Below are 16458 nucleotides of genomic sequence, written 5' to 3'. Positions count from 1 at the left end.
ATAATCATTTCTATGCTCTCATCCGCGGGTTACCACAAACAGAAAATTCGCAATCATCCGCGTTTACTCCTCTGTCTCAAACCTCATCTTGCAATTTTCACACTCATATACACTCATCTCATAATGAGGTTCAACAAAATGCGTGTTCTTACTGTAACATTTCGGACAGCTTACGGGTGGATGCCAAGTTGGGATCTCTTCTTCTTCATCCAAAGAGCCTCCCTCTACATCAATAACATCTTTATCAAAAGTATTCTGTGTATGTTTAAAGAAATTTGTATAAAGCCCCTTTCCAAAAAGGACAAAAGTAAACATCAAAAGAAATATTAATGCTATCTCGATTAGTAGCCAGTAATAAAAGCCGAAAAATACCCAGCCAAAAAATAGATTAAGCACTATAAGCGTTGGCAATAACATGGCGATTTTTCCTAATATAACAAAAGGCTTGATATTATTCTGTTTCATAGTCTGTTAGCAATTAATATCTCCTCATTCAATATTAATAGTATATGCCACCCATTCTTTATTGACGCGCTCAAGGAATTAAAATCTACTTTATTAATAAGGCAGAATCTTTTATTTACTGACGCCTTGTTTTCTAATAGATTTTTCAGAGATTCGTAATCTTTTATGTGTGTAATATTATCTAATTCTTGAGAGTAGATAATTAGAGCAGCATCGTGTTGGTTAAATGTAAAAAAATCATAGTGCTGCTCTTCTTGTAAAAGACTATCTATATACGCTGCAACTTGCACTTTATCCATAAAAAATGTCTTGCCCCAACGAACTGGAATAGATAGACGCAATAGCCCTAAGAAAATCAAACCAACAATAAATATCTTTAAAATACGCAACTTAATCTTTTGTTTACATAGCTCATTCAGAGCAATCCCGGCCAGGAGTGCGGCAGCTGGATACATAGAATAAATAAAGTAGTGAAGTTTGCGATTACCGAAGGAAAAGGCAAAAGGGATAAATACGGCCCAGGTTAAAATCAACAAAGGTTGATCGGATTCTCTTGTTTTGGCCTGGCGAATTGCAAGAAAGGCGCCATGAACAAAAATAGGAACAAAATAAAAATATCGTTTTATAATCTCACGCGGATAATAATAAAAAGGCGCCGCAAGTTCCTTGTGTCTGAGCAGATGGAGAAAATTCCAATTAAGCCATTTAGCGAATAAGGTTTCACCGTATATATGCTTCTCAAGCCAGATCCAAAGCAAGACAGGAATAAAGGAGATCACGAAGCCAAACAAAAAATAAGGATCAATTAATTTCTTAAATTGTCGGCTTATGAGTAAATAGATACATGCTATTGCCAATGGCGCAAGACCATTAACATCCTTGGTCATTATTGCTAGGCTGGTGAATAAACCGAACAGCAAATAAAAGGTCTTTTTACCTCTAACTGCGAGGATAAAAAAGTAAAGACTTAAGATAATAAATAAGGTAAGCGGCATGTCCATACGGCATTGCTGGGCGAGACGAGGGGTATAATTAATCAGCAAAAAGACCACGGATGCAAAAAAACCAACCCAGTTATTTTTGATAATTTTACCAAAGTAAAATATTGCAATTACAGCACCTAAGCAACTAAGGAGTGAAAATAAGGAAGCGCTCACTACATTCACCCCGAATATCTTAAAACTTAATGCGCTAACCCAAATCGCAAGAGGAAAATGATAGTAAAATTGGCCTCCCCAGCTTGAGTCCTTAATTGCTAACCACCTGCCTGAATCAGCCACCCACTTTGCAGTCTGGGCATAGCCAAGAGAATCACCGTCAAGATATCCTGGCTGCCAACAAAAGGCAAATACAATGATAAATGTCATTCCAATAAGAAGAATCAAAAATAATGAGTCCTGTATATCTGAGGGGTTATTTCTCATCTGGAATATATCGTTAAACATATTAATCATTAATACTGCCAGCTATATAGCAGATTATCCTTAAAATTTAAGTAATAGCTGCGTCTGGTTAAATTCGTATAATCTATATCTTTGTATATCCATTGCTCATTAACAACGTTATTAGTAGCAGTGCGGTAAACAATAGTTGGCGCGCCCCAGCTTGCCCTCACCTCTTCTTTGCTCATACCCTTTATAATCTTTCCCTCTGCGATTGCTTTATTCATCTCTAAACTCAAATCAGGGTACTTCTTTATATATTGCCTCCTGCCATGTTCTAACATCTCCTGTTGATATTCTAAGTCATCTTCAGAAGAATACTTCTTCTTTGTTATCGGGCCTTCAACCGTAGCGCAACCATAAAAAAAGAGAATAGATACTATTAGAAACAAACCAAATCTCTTCATCTTATCCCTCCGCTCTAAAAAATTCAACGCGCATTAATTAAAGAAAGCGCTTCGCTACGTGTCTTAAAATTATCTTTGAAGATCCCTCTCACCGCGCTGGTAATAGTAAGTATTCCGGGTTTCTTGACTCCTCTCATACTAAGACAAAGATGCTCTGCTTCAACAACCACCATAACCCCGCGTGGTTTTAACTTCTGCATAAGTATATCGGCTATCTGAGTAGTCAATCTCTCCTGGACCTGAGGTCGCTTAGCCAGTATGTCAACAACCCTGGCTAATTTGCTCAATCCCGTAACCCTGCCCGCCTTAGGAATATAAGCAATGTGCGCCTTGCCAATAAATGGAATGAGGTGATGCTCACAGACTGAATAAAGAGGGATGCCTCTTAAGAGTACTATCTCATCGTGCTTGTGTTCAAGGATTACCTCAATCGCCTTCTTAGGGTCTTCTTTTATGCCGCTAAATATCTCCTCATACATCTCCGCAACCCGGCGTGGCGTGCCTTGCATATCTTTTCTGTCCGCATCCTCACCAATTGCCTCTAAAATCATTCTAATTGCTTTTTCTATTTTTTTCTTATCCATATTAGTACTCCCTAATTATTTGCCGATACAGAACTGAGAAAATATTGTATCCAAAAGCTCCTGTTCATAATCATCCGATCTACCGCAAAGCTTATTAACTGCTGATAAAGCTCTTTTTAAATCCTCAACAATAATTTCCAATGAAAGCTTAAGTTTAAAAGAAGAGAATGCCCTCTGGAAAGATTCTACTGCATCCAAAAGCAAATTCTCCTGGCGTGCATTGACAACAAACTCATGATTGAGCTCTGTTATTCGACCCTGCCAAAATCGTCTGGTGATTCTTTTCTTTAACTTATCCAATCCCGTCATCTTGAATGCGGATATTTTTGTAAAATCTCCGAATGCACTCTTAATAATACTCTGATTAATCTTTGTAGGCAAATCTATTTTATTCAATACAACCAATACGTTCCTCTTGCGTCTAAATTTATTGATAAAACTCAAATCCGACTCCTTTATAGCTGATGCGCTATCAAAGACTAATAATATTAAATTGCTGCTATTTATAACCTGTTCGCTTCGTCTTACCGCCACTTTCTCGACGGGATTATCTGACCTTCTCAGGCCTGCTGTGTCAAAGATGCGCATTGGTATACCATCAAAACAGACTGATGCCTCGATTGCATCTCTGGTTGTTCCAGCATAAGGCGTAACAATGCTGCGCTCCTCATTAATTAATACATTCAAAAGAGAGGATTTTCCAACATTTGCCCTGCCGCATATGGCAACACTCAATCCCTCCCGCACTACCTTTGCCTCCTGAGTGCTCTTCAGGCAAAATTTTAGTGTATTTTCTATTTTTTCTACCCGCCTAAGCAGTTTTCTTAGCGGATAGGCTGTATCCTCTTCGGGAAAATCAATTTGGGCCTCGCACTGTGCAATCACATCAAAAAGCTCTTGGTTCAACTTATTAATTTTGCGTGAAAATCCGCCGCTCATACGATTCACGCAAGCATGATGATAGCTTTCACTTCTTGTGCGTATTATCTCCAGGACCGATTCTGCCTGGGAAAGATCAATCCTGCCATTAAGAAACGCTCTGCGTGTAAACTCTCCTGGCTCAGCTAGGCGCGCACCATAGCTAAGCAGGAGATCGAGGATTTTCTTTAATGGCACAATGCCAGAATGACAGTTGACCTCTATTATATCCTCTCTGGTATATGTCTTTGGCGCCTTCATAATTGTCAACAATACCTCATCAATAACATTTTGATTGCGCCTGTCTACTATCCAGCCATAGTTAATGCTGCCAGACTTAAGAGAAGAACTCACAAATCTTCTCCGGCCATTATGATTTGCAGATTTAAAGATTTTATCTGCAATTAAAAGGCTCTTTTTTCCGCTTAAGCGGACTATGCCAATGCCCGCCTCTCCGATCGGCGTTGATATTGCTACAATAGTATCGTTAATATTCATAATATTAAATTGGCTGTTTTATTTAAACAGTTCTGGCTTGCTCAAGATGCCTTCTAACGTCCCCGATTAAAAAGATGGATCCGGTAACAACAATAAGCTCATTAGATTTAGCGCGCCTTTTTGCCAGATCAAGTGCCTGCCTGAAATCTTCACGAGCAGATAAGGAAAATTTTCGGCAATACCTAGATCTTGTCTTTTTTAAATTCTCGACTAAACAAGAAGTCTCTGCGGCCCGGGCATTGTTTGAACGTGTCACGGTGATAGAATCTGCGACCTTGGAAATCTCCTTTGTTATCTCGGCTATATTCTTATCTTTGGAAATTCCTAATATTATATGTTTAGGCCTATGAATAAAATTCAATCTTAAGCTGTGTACTAAAGCTTCCATAGCGCCTTTATTGTGTGCGCCATCGAGTAAGATCTCAGGGGAGCCAGCAATCAATTCCAGTCTGCCTGGCCAAGAGGTAGCAGTCAGGCCCCTGCGAATAGAATCCTCTGATATCCTAACGTGAAAATTACCTAGCTCTTCTATTGCTGAAACCGCACAAGAGGCATTTATTAACTGGTGAGTCCCTAACATTTTAATAGAAAGATTACGGTAGTAATTCCTGGGCGTCTTAAGATTAAAGCATTGACCTTCTGAATTGGTGTAATTTTTTTTAAAGCTGCTATCTTTACCCAGCTGTATTAATCCTACGCCCAAATCCCTGCATCTATTTTTAATTACCTCTCTTACACATCTAGGCTGAGAAGCACTAATAGTAACCAAGTTTTTTCTCTTCTTAATAATCCCGGCCTTTTCTGCTGCTATCTGCTTCAATGACTTACCTAAAAACTCTTCGTGTTCATAGCTTATTGGTGTTATGACGCAGAGCAAGGGGCGAATAACATTGGTTGCATCGAGCCTGCCACCTAATCCTGTTTCCAAAACAACAAAATCAGTTTTTTTTCTTTTAAAATATATTAAAGCGATTAGCGTAATGACTTCAAAAAATGTCAAAGAACCATAGCTTGAGTGCTTATTAAACCTCTCTAGTCTTGGTCTTAAGATTGATAGTATTTTTATAAAATCGTTCTTTGAGATTAAGCCTTCAAATACACTTTTTTTTATATTCCGGGAATGCCCTGGCGAGAGTATTCTAATGCGCTCTCTAATATCGCTTAAGTGAGGAGAGGTATAAAGTCCGGTTGAAAATCCAGCCTCTCGCAATATATAAGCAATAAAGGCAGATGTGGAACCTTTTCCGTTGCTGCCGGCAACATGGATGACGTTTAAATTCTTTTGGGGAGAATTGATGCTTTTTAAGAATGTGGTGATTTTATGTATGTTAAAAACTGGGGCAGTAGAAAACTCACGGATATTCTCATAATTGGTCAAGGAATTAAGGTACTGTAGAGCCCCTCGGTAAGTCATCTTATGGTTAAGCCAGTTAAGAGGCTAAGTGAATTAGTGCTTGAAGTGACGTATGCCGGTAAATACCATAGCTATACCGCATCTATCAGCTTCTTTTATAATATCTGCGTCGGCAATGGAACCGCCCGGCTGAATAATCGCCTTTATCTTGGCCTTTGCAGCTAATTTGATACTATCGGGCTTAGGAAAGAATGCATCAGATATAAGACAGGAGCCATTTTTTAGTTTTCCTGCCTTTCTTATGGCAATATGTACTGCATCCACCCTTGATGTCTGACCCGGGCCGATGCCGACTGTCCTTGTGCCCCTAACCAACATAATAGCGTTAGATTTAGTATGTCTTATTGCCTTCCAGCCAAACAAAAGAGATTGCAATTGGCTTGAGGTAGGTTTTCTCTTAGTGACCACTTTAACAGAATCCTTATCCAGGTTTTCCTTATCCATCTCCTGAACAAGGAGACCGCCGATAACCTTTCTCATGTCAAAATTATCTTCGTATTCTCTCAATAGATCTGGAACTTCTATAAGGCGAAGATTCTTCTTTTGCTTTAATATCTCCTGTGCCTTTTTACTAAAACTAGGGGCAATTACGCATTCTAGAAAACCGCTCTTGCTGATATATTGGGCAGTCTTGGTATCAACATCTTTATTTAACCCAACAATGCCCCCAAATGCAGAAAGTGGATCGCATTTATGTGCTGCCAGATATGCAGCACTTATGGTTTTATCTTGTGCAACTCCGCAAGGATTAGTATGTTTTATCACCACAGCTGCCGGGCCGCTAAATTCTTTCACTATGTCTAAAGCAGCTGTCAAGTCAAGGATGTTATTAAATGATAGCTCTTTTCCATGTAGCTGTCTAAAATTATCTGCCCAGCGAAATTGTTCCTGTCGATATAGCGCTGCCTTCTGATGTGGGTTTTCGCCATAGCGTAAATCCTGCACCTTTTCAAATGAATGATTGAGCGTAAAAGGAAAGGTCTCATCAAATATTGGCACTGTTGCCAATGTGCCTTTTAAGTATTTATGAATAGCGCTGTCGTAGTGGCTGGTTAATTCAAACACCTCGAGCCCTAACTGCGCCAAGGTATTATCGCTGATAAGGCAATTCTGACGCTTCATCTCCTCAAGTATTGAATTATAGCGCGCCGGATTGCAAACTACAGCCACACTATTATAATTCTTTGCAGCAGAGCGTAACATCGAAGGTCCACCAATATCAATATTCTCTATAGCCTCAGCGAGTTCAATATCTTTTTTCTTTATTGTCTGCTCAAAAGGATAAAGGTTAACAACTACCATATCTATAAGGCCGATCTTATGCTGATGCAAACTTTCAAGATGCTCTTGATTATTACGTAATGCCAACAATCCGGCGTGGATTTTAGGATGCAATGTCTTAACCCTGCCATTGAGCATTTCAGGAAAACCAGTATAATCTCCCACCTCTATAACGTCAATCCCACTATTCTTTAGGAGCGCTGCTGTGCCGCCAGTAGAAATAATCTCAGTACCCAACTCCTTCAATCCCTTAGCAAATTCCACAATTCCGGTTTTGTCAGAAACGCTAATCAATGCCCTTTTTACCTTTACCATAGCAAAGCTCCTTTTAATGACCCTATAATCTCGAGGCTGCCGGATTATTCGGGTGAATCAGTTTATTTCTTTTCTTCTTTATCTTGCTTTGCAGCTGCAACTATTCCCTGCAAAACCTTCTGGGGAGTGTCTTCGTAATGAGAAAAACGCATACTATAGGCACCTCTATCAGCAGTTATAGATCGTAAGTCATTGGCATACTTGAACATCTCTGAAAGAGGCACCTGTGCCTTAATCTTCTGTTTTTTGCCAACAGTCTCAATGCCCATAATCCTTCCGCGGCGAGAATTCAGGTCTCCTGAAATCTGCCCTGTATAGTCATCAGGAATCACTATCTCTACGTCCATAATCGGCTCAAGTAATTTAGGCGCTGCCTCTAAAACTCCCTTGCGTAAGGCCATTGCGCCTGCAATCTGAAATGCCATATCCGAAGAATCGACATTATGATAAGAACCATCATAAAGAATGACCTTAATATCTACTATCGGATATCCAGCAATTGCACCTTCTCTACAGGCCTGCAGCACACCTTTTTCCACAGAAGGTATAAAATTTTTGGGGATTGCTCCACCAAAGACTTTATCCACAAACTCAAAATTCTCACCCTGAGGCAGAGGTTGCAACTCTAGCCAGACATCTCCATATTGACCTCTGCCGCCAGATTGCTTCTTATATTTAGCCTGAATCTTTACTGTTTTGCTTATTGTCTCTTTATAGGCAACCTTTGGTGTACCCATTTCAACATCAACATGGAAGCGTTGGCGCATACGGGCAACCATAACATCAAGATGCAAATCTCCAACCCCGGATATAATAAGTTCTTTTGTCTGTTGATCAAGGCTTATTTTGAAAGTAGGATCTTCCGCAGTCAATTTAGAAAGTGCAACAGAAATCTTCCCCTCGTCAGCGCGTGATTTTGGCCTTATAGAAGAAGATATGGCTGGCTCGGGAAATTGTATAGGCTTGAAGAGAAAATCTCCTGCTCCATCAGTTATGGTATCGCCGGTTTTGGTTGATTTTAATTTAGCAATAGCTATGATATCGCCGCAACTAGCAGTCGGTATCGGTTTTTGATTCTTACCTTGAAGCGAATGGATCTGGCCAAATCTTTCCCACACATCCTTAGTGACATTATAAAATGAACCGTTGGAAGAAAGTGTTCCAGAAAATATCCTCAATATGGAAAGTTGACCAACGTAAGGATCAGATATTGATTTAAAAACTTGTGCGCTCAAAGAATCAGAATCAAAAGAAGTGATCTCTTTTTCCTCTTTGGTCTTAGAATCGATAACCTTGAGTGGGGGACGTTCAAGTGGAGAGGGAAGATACTTTATGATTGCCTCAAGAAGCTCTCCTATTCCCTCTTGTTTATGTACGCTGCCGAAAACCAAGGGAAAAAGCTCACATTTTGAAGTAGCCTTATGTAATGCAGGAAGCAATTCCTCTTGACTCAAAGACCCCTGCTCTAGATATTTCTCCAGCAAGGCATCATCAGTCTCGGCAATTGACTCAATCGCTACTTCATCAAACTCTTTACCAACAACGATTATTTTTTTTGAAAGACCTTCTTTTATGTTTCCTAAAAGCTCCTCTGCGTTAACATCTTCCTTATCTGTCTTGTTTACAAAAATTATCCGCGCCAGGCTGGCTTCCTCTAAAAGCGCCCATACCCTTTCAGTTCCAACCTCAATGCCTTGAGCCGCATCTATAACCACAATGCCGGCGTCTACAGCGGGCAGGCTTGAGTAAACTTCGCCTATAAAATCTGCATAGCCCGGGGTATCGATAATATGAATAAAGTGGCCATTATAAGAACAATTTATAATGCTGGAATTAATCGAGATCTTTCTTTCGATTTCGTCATGATTGTAATCACTTAACGTATTGCCCTCTTCCGGCTTACCTAAGCGGGAAGTGGCTCCAGTAACAAACAATAAACTTTCTGCCAGAGAGGTCTTCCCCGCCTGGGCATGTGAAACCAAGGCAATGCTTCGCACCATCTTAGGATCAAAACCTTCCATATTAAATACCTCCGTAATCTTAAGAAGATTGTATAGGGCTGTCCGTCTAGGGCGAAGACTCTAAAAAGATGCCATAAGTTATCTATTAGTTAGCAGCTAGATTGGTGAGTGTAAACTTCACGCTCTAAGTTCTGAGTTCAATTAATCTGTAATATAGGCCAATATTATAATAAAAAAGGAGGTTGGCGTCAACTAATTAAAGCCTGACACCAACCTCCAAATAAAATTCCTTAATTTCTCAGAATTACTCTATATACTTATAGATCTTACCCCTGAAGTTCCGCAATACGTATTTCCCCTTAGATTGTGATATTAAATAATTCGGGCCCAAGGGTATCTTGCCTCCACCACCCGGTGCATCTATTACATATATTGGCACTGCATAACCAGAGGTATGACCTCTTAACTTCTCAATAATACTTATTCCAGCAGCAATTGGGGTGCGAAAATGTGTCGTACCTTTTGCCGGATCGCACTGATAGATATAATATGGCCGCACTCGCAGGGTAAGAAGTTTATGCATTAATTTCTTCATAATAAAGGGGCGATCATTTATGCCTTTTAACAATACTGTCTGGCTACCTAAAGGAATACCGCTATCTGCTAATAAATTGATTGCCTTTTGCGTCCTTGCTGTAATCTCTTTAGGATGATTGAAATGAATACTAATCCATAGCGGCTTATATTTCTTCAACAAGGCTATGAGATTATCGGTTATGCGCATGGGCATGGTAACCGGAACGCGCGTGCCGAGGCGCAAAAATTCAATATTGTCTAATGAACTAAATTTTTTAAGTATCTCTTCTAATTGATTGTCTTCAAGCATAAAAGGGTCACCGCCCGAGATCAGACAATCACGAATCTTCTTGTTAGATTTTATATACTCGACTGCAGCATCTATTCTTTTAGTATAAACACTAACTGATTTATTGCCTACCAATCTCCGACGCGTACAGTGGCGACAATACATGGCGCACTGTTCAGTAGCAATAAACAACACTCTATCTGGATAGCGATGCACTAATCCTGGCACAGGAGAATCTCTATCTTCAGCGCAAGGATCAATCATTTCGTGAAGATATTTCTTAAACTCTGCAGCCAAGGGTACGCCTTGTTTACGAATAGGGCAATTAACATCCACAGGATCCATCAGATTCGCCCAATAAGGCGTAATCGCCATGGCAAGACGCCCGTCAGAACGCCTAATACCCTCTTCTTCTTGCGGTGTCAATGTTATAAAGCAAGATAGCTGCTCCTTGGTATAAATTCGGTTCTTTATCTGCCAATGCCAATCTTCCCACAACTCTGCATCTACATCCTTATAAATCTCAAAGCGGTGATAATCAGTGCTGCCTTTACGGAAAGTAGGAGGCGCCTGCTTCTCCAGTTGAGATGCATCCTTTGTCTTTATATTTTGTTCTGTTGTTGAGGGCAATGTATCCTCTTTAGTTTTTTAATTCCAATTATACCTTTTGAATGCACTCCTTAGAATTTCTCCAATTACGTCGGAAAATTTTAAACCATCATATTCAGCTATCTTCATAAATACATCATCCGTAGATAAAGAAGGCAGGGGATTAACCTCAAGCACAAAAATTTCATTTTTTTCATTTACCCTAAAATCGACCCTGCCGAAATCACGACATTCCACGGCCTGATAGGCTGCAAGTGCTAATTTGCGAATCCGCTCAGTCAAGGCCTTGTTAATCTTTGCAGGATAAATATATTCCAATTTATCAGAAGTTATGCGCTCAAAAGTGTAAAATAAATCACCTAATTTTAGTTTTCCATCTATCTTAATCTGCACAGGACAATAGACAGTAGGTTTATCGTTACCGATTATCGGAACAGTGAACTCCTTGCCCATTATAAATTCTTCAATTAATGCTGACTGTTGATATGTCTCTATGAGCCATTTAACCCGCTTCTTTAAATTTGAAAAATCATATATTAGAGACTCCTGATTTACTCCTTTTGAAGAACCTTCAAAGCGTGGTTTAACAATTAAGGGATACTTTAACTTCATGGTTCCTAAATCAGAGGCATTATTTGCCTGAAAAAAAGCAGGGGTTGGGATACCCTCGGCAATAAAAATTTTTTTTGTCATGATCTTATCTAAGCTAATTCCCAATGTTAAGGCATCCCCTCCTACAAAAGGAAGTTGCAAAAATTCTAAAAACATTGGCACTTGGGATTCGCGATTCCTTCCTAGTTCACCTTCAGCAAGGTTAAAGACAATATCTACTTGCGGCCTTCCTCTTAAATTCAAAAGCGATTTTATATCACCTAGTGGTAAAACCTTGTGGCCATTATCTTCAATCGCCTTTTTTACTATATCAATGGTTGCCTTTACATCAAACTCGGCATATCTATCTACTGGATCGCCTTTCTTTAATCTATAATCTTCCTTCAGATCAAAGGTAAGTCCGATTGTTTTGTGGTTGTTATTATTTCTCATATCTTGAAAAATAAAAAAGGATAGCACGCCTTATTAAAACCTTAAAGGGCTATCCTTTCCTGCGACGGAAATTTACAATCCTAACATTATTTATTTTTTTCAATTTAAATTATTTTTCTCAAAAAATTAAATTTTGCTTATAAAAAAATTTTATACGTTTTTATAACACCTGTCAAGTTATATTTGTGATTTTTTGAAAAAAAATTGATTGTGTAGATTATTTTTTTTATTAAACTTAACAAATAAAGAAATAAATTATGCGGGGAGCGCCTTTTTTTCTTGTTTTATGATTCCTGCATCGTGCAGTGCGCTCATAAGAGGTGGGAATGACTTAAAGACAACTGCGGGAATGGAAAGTAGTTTTGCCGCAGCAATTAGATCATCTCTGTCATCTATATAGAATGCCTGCTCAGGTCTTACTGAAAACAAATCAAGGGCATGTCGATAAATTTCAGGAGCGGGTTTTCTTAAGCCTATCTTATAGGAAAGTACTAACCTATTAAAAGGATCAAAGATATTAAAATTATTCTGCAGATATTCGAAGTGCAGCTGGTTTATATTTGAAAGTAGGACTATTTTATATTGCGTTTTCAACGTAGAGAGGAGCTTGTGGACTGCAAGATTATCCGGAGTAAGATAGAATATATCATTCCATATTGGCAGGAAGCGTTCATAGTCTATATCTAACCCTAAATCTTCTTTCACTGCCAAGAAAAAATCCTCGGGAGTCATTTTGCCTTCTTCAAAATCTTTCAAGGTGGGAGAATCGAAAAACAAGGTATGAATTGCATCGAGACTCTTTGAGCTGTATTTTAATAATTTATTTGCAGCAATCCAATGATTGAAATTTATTAAGACATTGCCTAAATCTACTATAATCAATTTATACTTCATATTTTTAAAAAATTATCTAACTTAATTTTAAGATGGCTTCACTTGCCTTCATATCAGGATAAACGCCAAGTTTACGCGCACGTTTAGTCGCAAATACAATTTTTGCTTTGAGCAAATCCTTGATAGTTTTAACCCCCTTAACAATACATGCAGCATCGTCGAATTTTTCTGCTGCAGCCAAATTAAGATAGCCGCACATTATATAGCCCTTCTTCGCCTTAAGTAAAACTATTCTTTTTGCTCCTAATTTAAAAACTAGCCCGAAAATCTGCCTGTCTGCAATCGCAAAATTTTTACTGATTACTCGACCTTTTCCTGTCTTTGAACAAATCCAAAAATCTATCTTCATAATCCTTATAGATGCTCCATTTATCCAATTCACATTTGAGTTCGTTGGCCTTGGAGATATCTTTCTTTACTACCTCAAACAGTTTCTCAATTCTTTCTTTAACTGAATTAGGCAATTTAGTGTAAAACTGTAGTGACTTTTTAATACGCTCTATCTCTTCCTCACTTATCGTTTCTTTATGCTCTGAGCCGCCTCTAAAATATTCTATTAATCTATTCATCTCTTCTTCCTGAAGCTGTGCTTGAATTCTTAATTCATCTAGATTTATACGAATGCCTAAAACCTTTGTGAAAATTTCCAGTATGGCTAAACTTGCCTTGAGATTGTCAATCTGAATTGTATAGAGAGGGACCTCTCCTAATAAACAAACACCGCGCTGGCCTCTTTCTCTGACAATCGAAAGCAAAAGTCCGTTCAGACCGCTAATCTGACCTGTGTCCATACGTTTTGCCTTAAATCTTTTTAAATCCAGGCAAAATGCTCTATCCGTGGCTGCAAACCAGACGTTTGATTTCTGGGTATGCTCAATCGGCGCTGGCATTGCAGCAAAGGTAAACACCTTTTTAACCTGAAAACTTTCTGCCACTTCCATTATCTTGTGAGTATAGAAATACCCCTTATCTGCGGAGGGTTGAGACTCAGAGATAAAAATAATCAAATCATTTCTACCAAGCTTGTTCTTCCAATAATAGAACTTACCTTTAGGGAAATAGGGAACCTGGATAATACCTTCCTTAACCAAGGCCTCATCAGGATAAAATAAATCTGCGGTATCCAAAATAGCGAATTCCTCAGCATGCAGGCTATCCTTCAAATACGTGGCGCATTTAATAGCAACATTACCCATACCTGGCCAGGCAGCAATAAAAATTGGGCTTTTTAGTTTAACCTTTCGTGTAAATTTAATCATGTTCTTCATAAATTACCTATGAATACCTTACGTTACCTTGTTCCGTAAGCCATACCCTCACTTGAGGCTTCTTTCATCGCTGCAGCAGGACAGATAGTTGCAAAATTACAACCCTTGCATAAATTAAAGTTTGGCTTAGGAATAAAGTCTTCTTTCTTCCTGAAAGAAACCATCTTTCGCGCCTGCTGGATTATATAATCCTTGAGCGTGTCAATCTGTTCTTTCTTGCGTCTTGTAGGAAAACTCTGTGCTGTCTTCAAAAAAGTAAGTTCTGCCCCGATTCCTTCGATATTTACAGCAAAGTGCAAAGAGGCCCATAAAATATAAACGGAAAGTTGTAAATCAGTATCAGCCGATACGGAAACCTCCTTACCGGTCTTCCAGTCAGAAATTATCAATTCTCCTGCAAGATTTTTTGTAACTAAGTCTGGTTGCACCCAGACTTTAACATCCCCAATCTGAAAATTCTCCAATCGCTCATGAGCGAGAATTTCTAATGATTCATAGCTAGGCCAAAGCACCGAAAAAAAAGTAGTAATCTGAGATAGGGCGTCTTGCCTTTCATTTTCTAAAAAAGATCTTTCCAGAGGAAAACCATTATGCGCCTCGGATATGTATTTGGCCTGGTCATTAGATATCTTGCTGAATTCTAAATCAATAAAATTTTTTGCTGCCTCTAAACTTATCGGCCTCTTTGATATCTTTTGAGTAATCTGGCCTCTAACAGCGCTGTGGATTAAAGTCCCTTTGAAAAAATAGAATTTTTGCAATTTAAGCAATTGTGTAATTGTTTTTCCTTCTTCTGTCTTTTCATACCTACCTATATAGGTATAATAATAGGCAAAGGGGCATTGTTCTAAAATCCCCTGACGAGATTTTGACCAGCTAGGCCGCCTCTTCCAATAAGTATTCATTATTATTCAAATATGATTATAGAGATTAATTTAACGCTGCATCTGATTACAGATAAGAGGAAATCTCGGATCATCCTTATGTCTTTGAGCCTACATTAGCACAAAACAAAACCCGCGTCAACCAAACAGTAGAAAGACTTAATATTCAGAGCTCTGGCAAGAATTCATTTACGGCCTCGGCTATCTCTTCCCACCTCTTAGTATTGTGAATACTAAATTTCTGCTTTCTCTTCCAGCCCTCTTTTTTCTTCTGCCATAAATAAATATTTATCATCTTTCTACCCCAGCCATCTACTAAAACTACTGCCTGCCACCAACCTGCCTTTTTGGAGATAGTCTTAGATTTGACCACAGCTAGCGGAGCACCAATTGGTAGCTGTTCCTGTTGTGTATTTTCTGTCATATCTCTCACCTCCTACAATTTAGCTCCCCCATGCACTGCCTAAATTGTTCCCTCATCAAAACTCTTTAATAAACTTCTCCAATGCCAGAGCGCCTCGATATAGATTACTAACTTTAACATATTCGTCAGCTATATGTGCACAGCCGCCAGAACCAAATCCGGTTGCAACAGCTGGTATCTTATGTCTCTTAAAAAATGTTATAACGGTCGCTCCTTCACTTCCGCTTAAAGTGAATCTCTTATCAGATTCGAGGATGCCCCTTATGAAGGTATGCCTTTTAGAAATTTCATAAGGCACTTGTAGGGAATCTACATGCAGAGAAAATTTCTTTATTCTGGAACTTATAATTTTCTTTATCTGTTTTAAGATCTGGGCTGGATTCATTCCTGGCAAAAATCTTAAATCAACCTCAAATTCACAATAATCAGCAACTATATTTACTTTTTCTCCGCCTGAAATCTTTCCAATATTTATAGTGGGGGCCTTAAGATAAGCATGACGCCTGAAATGAAAGTTTAAATTGCCTAAATCGCCTATTACCCTAGAGGCTATCTCGATAGCATTTACGCCTCTGTCGGGATAAGCGCCATGGGCCTTTTTGCCAAATATCTTCACCTTAAAATGAATAAGTCCTTTCTGGGCAATAATTACTTTAAAATCATCACTATCTAAAATCATGGCAAAGTGAGGTTTTAAGATCTTCCTCTCCAGCAACTTAATCATTCCTTCATGGCTTCCGGTCTCTTCATCAACCGTAGCAGCGATAATTACGTCTCTGTTTAAAACTATTTTTTCTTCTGATAAACTTTGCATAATCTCAAGTGATACTGCCAAATTTCCTTTACAATCAGTCGCACCCCTGCCAAAAAGCCTGCCTTCTGAAATCTTCGGCTTGAAGGGATCGCGTTTCCAATTTTTGCCAGCAGGCACTGTATCCATATGCGGGCTCAATAGGAGGGAGCCTTTAGAGCCTTTTCCTTTCAATATCCCAATTACATTTGGCCTTCCTTTTGAAAAGGCATAGGTCCTGACAATCGGGCCCTTCATCCTAAGCATCAATTCCTTGACATATTGCGCAACCTTCGCCTCCTGACCCGGAGGATTCTCAGAATTTATGGATATCAAATCCTTTGTTAATTTAATAAGGCGATTCTTATTTATCATATTCTCTTACTCTGAAAGCT

16 protein-coding genes are annotated in these 16458 nt (G+C 38.9%); all 16 read right to left on the bottom strand.

The genetic code is table 11. The features are described 5' to 3' along the window. Positions 1-63: 63 nt before the first annotated feature. On the bottom strand, positions 64-465 hold the full coding sequence (locus KJ593_00560; GenBank protein MBU2540372.1) for a hypothetical protein: 402 nt from the start codon (positions 463-465) through the stop codon (positions 64-66). Beyond that, positions 462-1910 (bottom strand): glycosyltransferase family 39 protein, encoded by a 1449-nt coding sequence (locus tag KJ593_00555; protein ID MBU2540371.1) that lies wholly within the window; start codon positions 1908-1910, stop codon positions 462-464. The genes KJ593_00560 and KJ593_00555 overlap by 4 nt, the downstream gene beginning before the upstream one ends. An 8-nt stretch (positions 1911-1918) precedes the next feature. Further along, positions 1919-2314 (bottom strand): hypothetical protein, encoded by a 396-nt coding sequence (locus KJ593_00550; GenBank protein ID MBU2540370.1) that lies wholly within the window; start codon positions 2312-2314, stop codon positions 1919-1921. A gap of 23 nt (positions 2315-2337) precedes the next feature. Further along, the gene (gene folE / locus KJ593_00545) at positions 2338-2898 is read right to left on the bottom strand and encodes a GTP cyclohydrolase I FolE (GenBank protein ID MBU2540369.1); all 561 of its coding nucleotides are present in this window, start codon (positions 2896-2898) and stop codon (positions 2338-2340) included. A gap of 15 nt (positions 2899-2913) precedes the next feature. Next, positions 2914-4314 (bottom strand): tRNA uridine-5-carboxymethylaminomethyl(34) synthesis GTPase MnmE, encoded by a 1401-nt coding sequence (gene mnmE / locus KJ593_00540; protein ID MBU2540368.1) that lies wholly within the window; start codon positions 4312-4314, stop codon positions 2914-2916. Positions 4315-4336: 22 nt separating this feature from the next. Next, positions 4337-5728: a bifunctional folylpolyglutamate synthase/dihydrofolate synthase gene (locus KJ593_00535; GenBank protein MBU2540367.1), complete on the bottom strand. Its 1392-nt coding sequence runs from the start codon at positions 5726-5728 to the stop codon at positions 4337-4339. A gap of 33 nt (positions 5729-5761) precedes the next feature. Next, positions 5762-7324, bottom strand: coding sequence for a bifunctional phosphoribosylaminoimidazolecarboxamide formyltransferase/IMP cyclohydrolase (gene purH, locus KJ593_00530; GenBank protein ID MBU2540366.1), 1563 nt, complete (start codon positions 7322-7324; stop codon positions 5762-5764). A gap of 62 nt (positions 7325-7386) precedes the next feature. Beyond that, the gene (locus KJ593_00525; GenBank protein ID MBU2540365.1) at positions 7387-9345 is read right to left on the bottom strand and encodes an elongation factor G; all 1959 of its coding nucleotides are present in this window, start codon (positions 9343-9345) and stop codon (positions 7387-7389) included. A gap of 244 nt (positions 9346-9589) precedes the next feature. Next, positions 9590-10780, bottom strand: a complete 1191-nt coding sequence (locus KJ593_00520; GenBank protein ID MBU2540364.1) for a KamA family radical SAM protein — start codon at positions 10778-10780, stop codon at positions 9590-9592. Between the two features lie 18 nt (positions 10781-10798). Beyond that, positions 10799-11803: an ATP-grasp domain-containing protein gene (locus KJ593_00515; GenBank protein MBU2540363.1), complete on the bottom strand. Its 1005-nt coding sequence runs from the start codon at positions 11801-11803 to the stop codon at positions 10799-10801. 255 nt (positions 11804-12058) lie between these two features. Next, positions 12059-12697, bottom strand: coding sequence for an HAD-IA family hydrolase (locus KJ593_00510; protein MBU2540362.1), 639 nt, complete (start codon positions 12695-12697; stop codon positions 12059-12061). Between the two features lie 16 nt (positions 12698-12713). Beyond that, positions 12714-13046 carry a DUF1805 domain-containing protein gene (locus tag KJ593_00505; GenBank protein ID MBU2540361.1) on the bottom strand — a complete coding sequence of 111 codons (333 nt, stop codon included), beginning with the start codon at positions 13044-13046 and terminating at the stop codon, positions 12714-12716. Further along, entirely contained in the window at positions 12991-13956 is a 966-nt protein-coding gene (locus KJ593_00500; protein MBU2540360.1) for a PAC2 family protein, read from the bottom strand. Before KJ593_00500 ends, KJ593_00505 begins: the two co-directional genes overlap by 56 nt. 32 nt (positions 13957-13988) lie before the next feature. Beyond that, complete coding sequence (locus tag KJ593_00495; GenBank protein MBU2540359.1) at positions 13989-14870, bottom strand: PD-(D/E)XK nuclease family protein; 882 nt, start codon at positions 14868-14870, stop codon at positions 13989-13991. A gap of 145 nt (positions 14871-15015) precedes the next feature. Next, the gene (locus KJ593_00490; GenBank protein ID MBU2540358.1) at positions 15016-15273 is read right to left on the bottom strand and encodes a hypothetical protein; all 258 of its coding nucleotides are present in this window, start codon (positions 15271-15273) and stop codon (positions 15016-15018) included. 55 nt (positions 15274-15328) lie between these two features. Continuing rightward, complete coding sequence (locus tag KJ593_00485) at positions 15329-16438, bottom strand: M20 family metallopeptidase (GenBank protein ID MBU2540357.1); 1110 nt, start codon at positions 16436-16438, stop codon at positions 15329-15331. Positions 16439-16458: the final 20 nt, after the last annotated feature.

It is taken from the genome of Candidatus Omnitrophota bacterium (genome assembly GCA_018830005.1).
Lineage (GTDB): Bacteria > Omnitrophota > Gorgyraeia > JAHJTE01 > JAHJTE01 > JAHJTE01.
The sequence above is the reverse complement of the archived record's forward strand: the minus strand, read 5'-3'. Positions and strand labels throughout refer to the sequence as shown.

What these genes read in the sequence shown, in the direction of transcription:
- KJ593_00485 (MBU2540357.1), bottom strand. Translation starts at nt 16,438, where the DNA reads ATGATAAATAAGAATCGCCTTATTAAATTAACAAAGGATTTGATATCC.
- KJ593_00510 (MBU2540362.1), bottom strand. Translation starts at nt 12,697, where the DNA reads ATGAAGTATAAATTGATTATAGTAGATTTAGGCAATGTCTTAATAAAT.
- folE (MBU2540369.1), bottom strand. Translation starts at nt 2,898, where the DNA reads ATGGATAAGAAAAAAATAGAAAAAGCAATTAGAATGATTTTAGAGGCA.
- KJ593_00515 (MBU2540363.1), bottom strand. Translation starts at nt 11,803, where the DNA reads ATGAGAAATAATAACAACCACAAAACAATCGGACTTACCTTTGATCTG.
- KJ593_00550 (MBU2540370.1), bottom strand. Translation starts at nt 2,314, where the DNA reads ATGAAGAGATTTGGTTTGTTTCTAATAGTATCTATTCTCTTTTTTTAT.
- KJ593_00490 (MBU2540358.1), bottom strand. Translation starts at nt 15,273, where the DNA reads ATGACAGAAAATACACAACAGGAACAGCTACCAATTGGTGCTCCGCTA.
- KJ593_00555 (MBU2540371.1), bottom strand. Translation starts at nt 1,910, where the DNA reads ATGTTTAACGATATATTCCAGATGAGAAATAACCCCTCAGATATACAG.
- mnmE (MBU2540368.1), bottom strand. Translation starts at nt 4,314, where the DNA reads ATGAATATTAACGATACTATTGTAGCAATATCAACGCCGATCGGAGAG.
- KJ593_00495 (MBU2540359.1), bottom strand. Translation starts at nt 14,870, where the DNA reads ATGAATACTTATTGGAAGAGGCGGCCTAGCTGGTCAAAATCTCGTCAG.
- purH (MBU2540366.1), bottom strand. Translation starts at nt 7,324, where the DNA reads ATGGTAAAGGTAAAAAGGGCATTGATTAGCGTTTCTGACAAAACCGGA.
- KJ593_00525 (MBU2540365.1), bottom strand. Translation starts at nt 9,345, where the DNA reads ATGGAAGGTTTTGATCCTAAGATGGTGCGAAGCATTGCCTTGGTTTCA.
- KJ593_00500 (MBU2540360.1), bottom strand. Translation starts at nt 13,956, where the DNA reads ATGATTAAATTTACACGAAAGGTTAAACTAAAAAGCCCAATTTTTATT.
- KJ593_00535 (MBU2540367.1), bottom strand. Translation starts at nt 5,728, where the DNA reads ATGACTTACCGAGGGGCTCTACAGTACCTTAATTCCTTGACCAATTAT.
- KJ593_00505 (MBU2540361.1), bottom strand. Translation starts at nt 13,046, where the DNA reads ATGAAGATAGATTTTTGGATTTGTTCAAAGACAGGAAAAGGTCGAGTA.
- KJ593_00560 (MBU2540372.1), bottom strand. Translation starts at nt 465, where the DNA reads ATGAAACAGAATAATATCAAGCCTTTTGTTATATTAGGAAAAATCGCC.